The organism is Flavobacterium sp. 9AF, from assembly GCF_902506265.1.
Classification (GTDB): domain Bacteria; phylum Bacteroidota; class Bacteroidia; order Flavobacteriales; family Flavobacteriaceae; genus Flavobacterium.
The window spans coordinates 1-9,729 of record NZ_LR733608.1; the positions used below are offsets into that span (position 1 = coordinate 1).

Consider the following 9,729-nt stretch of genomic DNA (forward strand, 5'->3'; position numbering starts at 1 on the left):
ATATTAGAGGCTATCCTAAGCTTAGGATAGCCTCTAAATAAACTTAAATCAACATTTACGGTTTATTTCCTTTATTTCTTAATTACTTTTTCAGTTTTGATTCCTTCATCGGTATCCATTTGTACCAAATAAGTTCCTGAAGTATAATTAGAAAAATTAATTTCTATTTTTGACTCGTTAGTTGAAGGTGTATACGATTCTATTAACTTACCTGAAAAATCGTAAATATTAACTTTTAACGCTTTTGTTTGATTTAAATCGATAGTTAAGTTATCGGTAACTGGATTTGGGCTTACAATGATTTCATTTGTTGCCATTTCATCCCCTTTTATTTGATCTACAGGTGCAGGTCTTCCAAAAAAATTGATAGTAATAAACTTAGGTGGTGTAGCACTCCAAACTGGTCCTACCGCTACTCCTACCAAATAAACAGCACCATGTTCAAAACTTTTTCCATTACTTTCTATTAAATCATTTAAATTAATATTTGAAGGATCAAAATTGCCCGTCACCCAATCATTATATAAGTCATCCATTACAAACCAGTTTTCTAAATCAAATTTAGCTACTCTTACAAAGTAACCCGAATTATACAAGCTACATGTAGCGTCTATTATTACATCACCTGTTGACAAACCAATTTTATTTACTACTTGATTACCATAATGCGAACTCGAAATTACATCAGTACTAGGATTAAGAATGTTAAAACAAGCTTTAGGTGTTTTTACGTTTACAACAGAAGATGTTCGTACTTGATTAGGAGCTGTGTTACACCCTGTGCCTCCCGCTTGAGGATTGAACGTAACTGTTACTCGATAATCGTATGAATACCCTTCTAGTTGATATGTTCTATAAAGCTTAGATAAAGTTGTTATACCTGAAGTAGATGTACCTGTCACTGGAGTCATGGTAATTGGTGACCAAAATGTTTCGGTAGATAGTTTTCTTTGAAATGAAACTGTAAAATCACCATAACAAGATCCAGAAGGTAATGACGAAACTAAGAACTGTAATTCATATCCAGCACTTATGGTACTTGGAGCCATTGAATGTAGTGACAGATTGGCTGTGTTTGCCTTAGCTAGTAAACCAATAAAAAGAAAGGTAAATACTAAAAGATTTTTTTTCATAATTTTAAAAAATTAAATGTTTATATATCTACTAGAGATTAAACTTTTAATTCATTACCCATAAAAAAAAATTTTTTTCATTTCAATTTAAAGCCCTTAGAATTTTCATTTAATAATAAGCTTATTGTATTTGATATTTAACTGGATTTAATCAATAATACAATAAAAAGCCCATAGTTTTGCACAAAGCGTATTGCTTTTCGTAAAGGGTTTCTACAAGGTCAACTACATCATCATGCTCTTGACATAGGGCAAAGTATTGCGCATCTAAAACGGTGCTTAAAATAGGGACTTTCTTACTGTATCCAGAAATGGCTTTGGCACCTGTTACATCTAGAAAGTATTGAGCACTTTCTTCATCTAAATCGAGACGCATGAGATTAGCAAAATGAATAATTTTACCTGTAAGCTTACCTTCAAAAAATTCGGCAATTTCTTCTAAAGAATAGTAGTAATTGTCTAGAATAATTTGATTGGCTTCACCTTGAAAAACGAGGTATAAAATGGCATAGTCTTTAAAATTTCGGTCTTCATACAATAATAAACTTAGACTTTCCTCTAATCCTTCTAAAGTATCGCAGGTTTTATAGATATTGGTAATCCCATATTGAAAAACCAAGTTTTCCAAAGCAGGTAAAATAGCCGTTGGATGAGGTTTATCCACATCTTGAACGCCTTCTAAACAATAGATATATTTTTCTAATGACATAAAGTGAGTTGTAATGAATCGTTCTTTTTCCTTTTTGTAATTATTTTCTTTCTACAAATTGGTAAAATAATTTGCTTTAAATATAAAAAACTTTGTGTGCATCTGATTCTTCTTTCTTTAAATTTGTATTATTAAAATAATTGGTTCTATGACTGAGAAATATTCACTTGCTTTTATTCCTGATCTTCTTATTATTGAGAAATTGAAGCAAATGAAAAATCAACTGGCTGAAAAAATTGGGTGGTTTCATAGTAAAAATGCCATAGCTCATATTACGGTCTGTGAATTTGAACTCGATGCTACAGCTATTACTTCCCTACAACTACAACTTACTCAAATAGCAAAAGGTATTCAACCTGTTAAGGTTACATTAACCGATTTGGGTGCTTATCCTAATGGTGCCTTTTTTATACAACCCGATTTGGAATCTAAATTACATTTAAAGTCTATCATGCAAAAATTTACATCTCGTTTAAAATTGCCTAATATGTACAAAAGCAACGACCCGCATCTTTCTATTGCGAGAAAACTTTCTGACTCTCAAATAGCTATGGCTCATGAGCTTTTTATTTTAGAAGTATCTTCTTTTTTATGTGATAGTATTGCTTTACGCCAATTTAATTTAGTAAAAAAACAATATGAAATTATAGCAACTTTTCCTTTTTTAGACGACAGTTCACAGAAAATCATTCAAACCTCTTTATTTTAATCTATTGAATTTATCTAAAACAAGGGTAGATTCTTTTTAAATTCCTATTTTTGTACATTGATTAAATAAAAAACGATGTCTGATACATTTCAACCCAATAATACGAATCTACTGAAACACATTAAGAACTTTCAAAACAATCAAAATCAAGATACTTTTATGGCTGTTTTTAATGAATTACAAGGTGAAAATGCGTATTTAGTTATTCCTACAGCAGAACCTGTTTTAGGAGAAAATAAAGATAAAAATGGATGGAGTACGGTTGAAAAAGGAACACAAATGACTTTTACTTCTGTTTTTGAGGTAGATAACCAAATGGTACTGGGTGCCTTTACATCGCAGCAAACTTTGATGGTTTGGGCAAAAGAGATGAAACCTTTTGTATCGATTCCTGCAAAAGATGTATTAGATATTGCAATGGAAAATGGTATTAGTAAAATTATTATTGATAGTAACCAGGATACCATGTTTGTATTAGGTAGAAGTATTTAGTTTCTTAATTAATTGTTAAAAAAACACTATCCTTCTTATTCTTAACTTTTTAGTTATTTTATATTTTTTATATTTATAATATAAAATAACTTTTCATGAAAAAAATACTACTTCTTCTCTTATTTTTAATTAGTTCGCAAACTTTGCTTTTTGCACAATGTGTAACTCCTACAAACCTTACTGTTGTTACAAATAATTCAAATACAATTACTATAGGTTGGACAGAAAATAATCCTAGTGTTACTGAATGGTTGATTGAAATTGGTCCTTCTGGATTTGGTTCTATAGGAGGAACTCAAATATATTCTCAAGTTAATCCTTTAACAATAGATGGCTTAAATTGTGATACAAGTTATGAAATCTATTTACGCACTGTATGTTCGCAAAATGATATGAGCGATCCGGTTATGATTACTTATAATTATACTGGAACTTGTTATGGAATACCGCAGGATTTATCGGGTTGTGCTGACACTAATGGTTTAGCTTGTTTTGATTTGACAACCAATGACAGCGCTATTTTAGGTAATCTTAATCCTAATGATTTTACAATTACCTATCATGCCTCTCAAGTGGATGCACAAAATGGCATTAATGCATTAGTAAGTCCATATTGTGTATCTCAAAATGAAATAGTCTATACCAGACAAGTTGAATTAGCCAATCCCTCTTGGTTTGAAGTTACTTCATTTGATCTAATCGTTTCAAGTTATCTTACAATGCCTTCACTTCCAGCACTTATAGCATGTGATGCTAATAGTGATGGCATCATTGAATATGATTTAACTACCGCTCAGGCTTTATTAGCTACCACTAATAGTTTATCCTATTACACTTCACTTAATAATGCTATTAATAACCTAAATCCGATAGCATCGCCCTCAAGTTATTCATTAAATGCCACCATGTTAAACAGTAGTATTTTTGTTAGGGAATTTGTAACCAATGGATGCGATTTAATTTATCCTCGTACTTTAGTAGCTCAGGCTAACTGTAATGCGGCATCAAATTGTAGCAATGCAAATTCATTGTGTGGATCAATAGGAGTTCCTTTTTTAAACACAACAGGGATGGGTTCATTAGGTGCTGCAGGATGTTTAACAACTACACCTAATCCTACTTGGTTTTATTTACCTATTGAACAATCGGGTTCTATTAATCTAGAAATAAAACAAGGTAACAATGCACCTTTATACAGTAATCAAGATATCGATTATATCTTATATGGGCCGTTTACCAACCCTGCAACGGCTTGTAACCAATATGGTGCTGGTAATATTGTAGGTTGTAGCTATTCTGCTGCAGCTATAGAATATCCTGTAATTCAAAATGCACAAGCGGGCGAATATTATTTACTTATGGTAACTAATTTCTCTAACAACAGTGGGTTTATTACTATCAACTTATTACCTACTTCTACAGGTGTTATTGATTGTTCTGGATTTACTTTTATTTCATTTTTAGATACTAATAATAATGGTATTAAAGATACTGGAGAAATTAATTTCCCATTAGGTAGCTTTGCCTATGAAAAAAATAATGATGGTATTGTTCATAATGTAACTGCACCCTCAGGTTTGTTCTCGATTTATGATTCTAATGCCACAAATAGTTATGATGTAAGTTATAATGTTTTGTCAAACTATAGTTCGTATTATACTGTTTCTAATTCATACACTGCATTGCAACCCGCTCCAGGAATGAGCACTCATTATATAGCAGTAGTACCGAACCAAAATTATGATGATTTAGCTGTAACTTTAATTCCAATTAATCAGCCGAGACCTGGTTTTACCTATTTTAATAAGTTAGTTTTTGCTAATTTAGGTACGCAAGCTATCGCTTCAGGAGCTATCGATTTTACAAAACCTGTAGCAACCACTTTAATGAACACTACTCCTGCTACAATTACTACTACAAATGGTTTTACACATAACTTTACAAATTTATTGCCTTTTGAAATACGAACCATAGATATTTCTTTACAAGTACCTACAATACCTACTGTAAATGCTGGTGATATTTTAACTAGTAATGCTACCATTAGTCCAGTTGTTAATGATATTGTACTATCTAATAATACGAGTACTATTGCATCAATAGTTATTAATGCTTATGATCCTAATGACATTATGGAAAGTCATGGTCCTGAAATCTTACATAGTAGCTTTACATCTGAGGATTATTTGTATTATACCATACGTTTTGAAAATACGGGTACAGCTAGTGCTATTAATATAAGAGTTGAAGATGTATTACATTCTAAACTAGATATAACTACGTTAGAAATGGTAAGTGCAAGTCATACCTATGAAATGGATCGTGTAGATAGACATATGATTTGGCAATTCAATAACATTCAATTACCTGTCTCTCAACCCAATAACACAATAGGTAAAGGATATATTACTTTTAAAATTAAACCTTTACCAGGATATGCAGTAGGAGATGTTATTCCTAATACAGCATCCATCTATTTTGATTTTAATCCAGCCATTATTACAAATACTTTTACAACCACTTTTGTAAATACATTATCTAATAGTAATTTTACCAATGAAAGTGTTCAAGTTTATCCAAATCCTGTAAATGATATAATACACATAGATTGTAGAAAGGTAGCTATTAAACAAGTGAAAGTACTTGACATCATAGGACACACTATTATAGATAAAAAAGTAGCCACAAATGAAGCAACTATAGATGTAAGCAATTTAATGGAAGGTATTTATTTACTTGAAATTATTTCAGTTGAAAATGATCGAATGATTCAAAAAATCATAAAAAAATAAGTATTTCTTAATTATAAAAGAGGCTATTGATGAATACGTTTTTCTAAAATAAAAGAAATTTTTATAGAAAATGATCATTTAAAAATAGTCTCTTTTCATAAAAAATAGGTATTTTTACCTATATACAAGCACGTTGATTTTTATACTTTTGTCGTAACTAACCATTGCAAAACAATTTATGAAAAACATGAAATTTACTATCGGAACACTGCTGTTATTAACCTTAGTAATTTGGTCTTGTAAAAAAGAAAAGCAAGAAGAAACGCTTGCTGAAACTACGCTTGAAACTGTAAGTTGTAATCTTACAGAAAAAGAATTCAATTCTTGGTTTGCTTCGGGTACAGCTACAGAAAATGGGGCAGTAAACAATGCAAATAGTATTACATTTACTCATAATGACAACTGTGATTTCTATAAATGGTCTGAACAAATGTTTTTATGGCTAACCTCCTCTACTAATGGGGAAACAGTATTAGAATCGCCAACTTTTTATACGGTTTCTCCCAAAAATGCATCTGGAAAAAGAAGTTTTATTAAACATGAAAAAGGAGTGTTGTTGCGTGCCATGGCAAATGTAGAGAAAACAGGTAGAGTAGATTCTGAAGAAGCGCAAGCTACAGATGATGTATTAATGGATAAAAATGGTAATCTAATATATTATATTTCATTTGCTAATGATGTGTATGCTCAATTTTTAACCATGAATTATGGAAAATCTAATGACAGTTTAAAATTTCCAACTACAGCTGCAGACTTGAAACCAATAAATGAATTTGCTAAAAAAAATGGTGTTGTACTTAAAGATTCTACTGCTTTAGCAATGGAAATAAAAACATCTTGGGTTGTAGCCGATACATTAATTGACACTAGTAAATATATAACAATAGAAGCCATCATACCTACTTATAAAAAAACGGAAACTGTATGGGTAATTTCTGGAGAACGTAAAGCTAAATTAGCAATGGTAGGTATGCATATTGTAGGAAGTGCTGCCGGTCATCCAGAAATGATTTGGGCTACTTTTGAACATAAAGATAATGCACCTAACGATAGCTATCAATATGTAGACGATAAAGGCAATGTTGTTACAGTTCCTGCTGATGGAAATGGTAATTGGTTACTGAACACAGATGTAAGTAGTCCTGCCAATGTTTCTCACATGAAATTTAGTCATGATAGTATCATTGCAAGAGCTAATCAAACGATAAGCCCTAGTAATACTGTTCGTACAAAACCATGGGGAAGTAGCTATGAAACACAGCCTAATCCAGAGGATAAAACCCCAGCAATTGCTAATACTAAAGTAATAGATATAAATAATTCTGTAACAAAATACCTTCCTGGTAGTGATATTAGAAAAAATTACTTATTTTTGGGTGCTACTTGGACTAGCAATGGTGTTGCTCCAAATGGATATAGTTACTCACCTTCATTAACAGAAGCAGGTGTAGCTATAGGAAGTAGTCAGTTAGCTAATAGTACAATGGAAACTTATGCGCAAAATGGTACTGCTTACAGTAAATATGGTTCTTGTTTTTCATGTCACTCAAATAATGGTTTACAACCAACAGATTTGAGTCATGTTTATGGGGATTTAAAACCGCTTATTGAAATTATTAAGAAATAACTATAATTGACTTAGTTAATTTATAGTTTTGTTTGTTTTTTGTTTGTATATGCTAGAAAGTCGAGTCGCCAACTTCTTCTTTTTAGCATATCTTTTTTATAGCTATACCAAAAAAATTGGGTTAAAAACGAAACATTTATTTGTAAATAAACTGGGATATTGCAAAGTAATGAACAAACGATTCTATTTGTATAACAAATGAAGATTTCATTACTTATAATAGTATTATTCTTTTTAGGTTGTCTAAATAATTATAATCAAAACGCAAACATTTCTTTGGCTTCAAAAATGAAACAGTCCAAAAAAGTAATGCTATTTGTCAATCTGAGCTTGTTTCAGATTCTAAATCAAACTAATAATCAATATTTTAAGATTCTGAAATAGAAGATTCAACGAAGTTCAATAAATTCAGGATGACACCTTAATGAACTTTTGGACAGTCACATCTGAGAAGAAAAGAAATATGTCTTTTGTGATAGTACTTATTATTGTGAAAACGAAAATTATATTTCTATACTTAAGAAATACCTCATGGAAAGTCAAATAGATATAATTATAAAAGTTGAGAAATAAATTTCTTCCAATAATTTTCATTTTTATACTACCAAACTCACAAGTAGGTTAAACAAATAGTTTAAATAGAAATTAATATCTCCACATTCTTTCCTTATTCAATCTTGCTTGTTCTTCTAATTCTTCTGCTGGAATTACTTTTAAAAAGGAAGGGTGTTGTTCTATAGCATATTCTATTTTTTCTACTATTGTTTCAACTGTGTCATTTTCATAATCAATTTCTAAAGGGGGTTTGATTACAAAAGATTGTAAAATACCTTTTTTCTTAATACGAAGTCCTTTTCTGTCAAATGATCTTCTAAAACCATCAATTACAATAGGTACCACAATCGGTTTATGTTGCAGTATAATATGAGCTGTTCCTTTGCGAACAGGCTTGAACGAACGGGTTGTTCCTTGAGGAAATGTTACTACCCAACCATCAGCTAGCGCTATTTTAATATTTTCAGTATCATTTGGATTAACATCTCTTTTTACATCTTTTCCTTCTGCTCTCCAAGTTCTTTCTACAGTAATCGCACCAGCATAGGCCAAAATTTTAGGTAATAACCCTGCTTGCATGGTTTCTTTCGCAGCTACATAATACATATTTAGCTTTGGTTTCCATAAATAGCCTACATTTTTAATATTATCCTCTCTTCCTTTTAAAGCGGCGTTAAAAACATGAAACATAGCCACAACATCAGCAAAATAGGTTTGATGGTTGGAAATGAATAATACATTTGTATCAGGTAAAGATCTGATTATTTCAGATCCATCTATCTTTAATTGATTAAAACCTCTATATCGCTTGTGTGTAAATGTACCTGCAATACGTATTAACCATTTTTTTAAAAATAATATATGTCCAAAAGGATTTCTTTTAAATAATCCCATAAATTTAGTAGTTTAGAATAAAAAATAGGGCTACAAATGTAATAAAACCTATCTTTTATAAATAAAAAAAATAATAAAACTTTAAAAAAGCATCATCTGTTTATCGCATTTCTAATCGCTTCTTTTAATTCACTCATCATCATTGCCGTTGCTCCCCAAACTACATATTTTTCTACCATAAATACTGGTACTTCGATATCTGTAGCATAAGAAGTGGTCATTTTAACATTGGTTATTGAATTATCATCTAAGAACAAATATAAAGGAAACTCCAACACATTCTTAACTTCATCAAAATCAGGAACAAAAGCTAATTCTTCGTGTGAAATACCTAGAAAAGGAGATACTAAAAAATTACTTGGTGGTATATATACTTTCGTAAAGGGTTTAATGATTTCAATCTTATCTGGTGTTATACCTACTTCTTCATGAGTTTCCCTCAGTGCTGTATGCTCTAAATTTTTGTCTTCTAATTCTACCTTTCCACCTGGAAATCCTATTTGAGAAGAATGTACACCTGGATAAGAATTTCTTACAATTAATGCTAAATGTGTGATTTCATTTTTAGGGTAAAATAACATCAAAACTGCTGCTTCTCTAGGGTTTTTATCATTATAATTCTCTTCTCTTAAAAAAGAAATTCTTTCCAAAGGAGCCATTTTTGCATGCGCATCTGTGGCTAGCAATTTTTCTTTTTTTATTTTTGGAATATATTTTATAAAATCTTGAAACAACATAGTTTTTTTGTTTTTCGACTTATAAAGTTACTTTAATTTTTTCAATTTAAATATAATTTGCCAAAGAATGTATAGTAAAGA

General features: G+C 30.7%; 8 protein-coding genes. 4 read left to right on the forward strand and 4 right to left on the reverse strand.

The features are described from left to right. Positions 1 to 71: 71 nt before the first annotated feature. Together HALO113_RS17320 and HALO113_RS17325 are read right to left on the reverse strand one after the other, a co-directional pair. Positions 72 to 1,133 (reverse strand): T9SS type A sorting domain-containing protein, encoded by a 1,062-nt coding sequence (locus HALO113_RS17320; RefSeq protein WP_159780396.1) that lies wholly within the window; start codon positions 1,131 to 1,133, stop codon positions 72 to 74. Between the two features lie 151 nt (positions 1,134 to 1,284). Continuing rightward, positions 1,285 to 1,842: a DUF6642 family protein gene (locus tag HALO113_RS17325; RefSeq protein WP_159780397.1), complete on the reverse strand. Its 558-nt coding sequence runs from the start codon at positions 1,840 to 1,842 to the stop codon at positions 1,285 to 1,287. A 148-nt stretch (positions 1,843 to 1,990) separates the two neighbouring features. Here HALO113_RS17325 and HALO113_RS17330 point away from each other — a divergent pair, with 148 nt between their 5' ends. The 4 genes from HALO113_RS17330 (at position 1,991) to HALO113_RS17345 (ending at position 7,462) form a co-directional block, all read left to right on the forward strand. After that, positions 1,991 to 2,551: a 2'-5' RNA ligase family protein gene (locus HALO113_RS17330; RefSeq protein ID WP_159780398.1), complete on the forward strand. Its 561-nt coding sequence runs from the start codon at positions 1,991 to 1,993 to the stop codon at positions 2,549 to 2,551. Between the two features lie 75 nt (positions 2,552 to 2,626). Continuing rightward, the gene (locus HALO113_RS17335; RefSeq protein ID WP_159780399.1) at positions 2,627 to 3,043 is read left to right on the forward strand and encodes an SseB family protein; all 417 of its coding nucleotides are present in this window, start codon (positions 2,627 to 2,629) and stop codon (positions 3,041 to 3,043) included. A gap of 95 nt (positions 3,044 to 3,138) precedes the next feature. Then, positions 3,139 to 5,835: a T9SS type A sorting domain-containing protein gene (locus HALO113_RS17340; protein ID WP_159780400.1), complete on the forward strand. Its 2,697-nt coding sequence runs from the start codon at positions 3,139 to 3,141 to the stop codon at positions 5,833 to 5,835. A gap of 187 nt (positions 5,836 to 6,022) precedes the next feature. Beyond that, the gene (locus tag HALO113_RS17345; protein ID WP_159780401.1) at positions 6,023 to 7,462 is read left to right on the forward strand and encodes a hypothetical protein; all 1,440 of its coding nucleotides are present in this window, start codon (positions 6,023 to 6,025) and stop codon (positions 7,460 to 7,462) included. Between the two features lie 645 nt (positions 7,463 to 8,107). Here the strand turns inward: HALO113_RS17345 and HALO113_RS17350 are convergent. Both HALO113_RS17350 and HALO113_RS17355 read right to left on the reverse strand, forming a co-directional pair. Beyond that, positions 8,108 to 8,911, reverse strand: a complete 804-nt coding sequence (locus HALO113_RS17350; RefSeq protein WP_159780402.1) for a 1-acyl-sn-glycerol-3-phosphate acyltransferase — start codon at positions 8,909 to 8,911, stop codon at positions 8,108 to 8,110. Positions 8,912 to 9,003: 92 nt separating this feature from the next. Further along, positions 9,004 to 9,648 carry a CoA pyrophosphatase gene (locus tag HALO113_RS17355; protein ID WP_159780403.1) on the reverse strand — a complete coding sequence of 215 codons (645 nt, stop codon included), beginning with the start codon at positions 9,646 to 9,648 and terminating at the stop codon, positions 9,004 to 9,006. Positions 9,649 to 9,729: the final 81 nt, after the last annotated feature.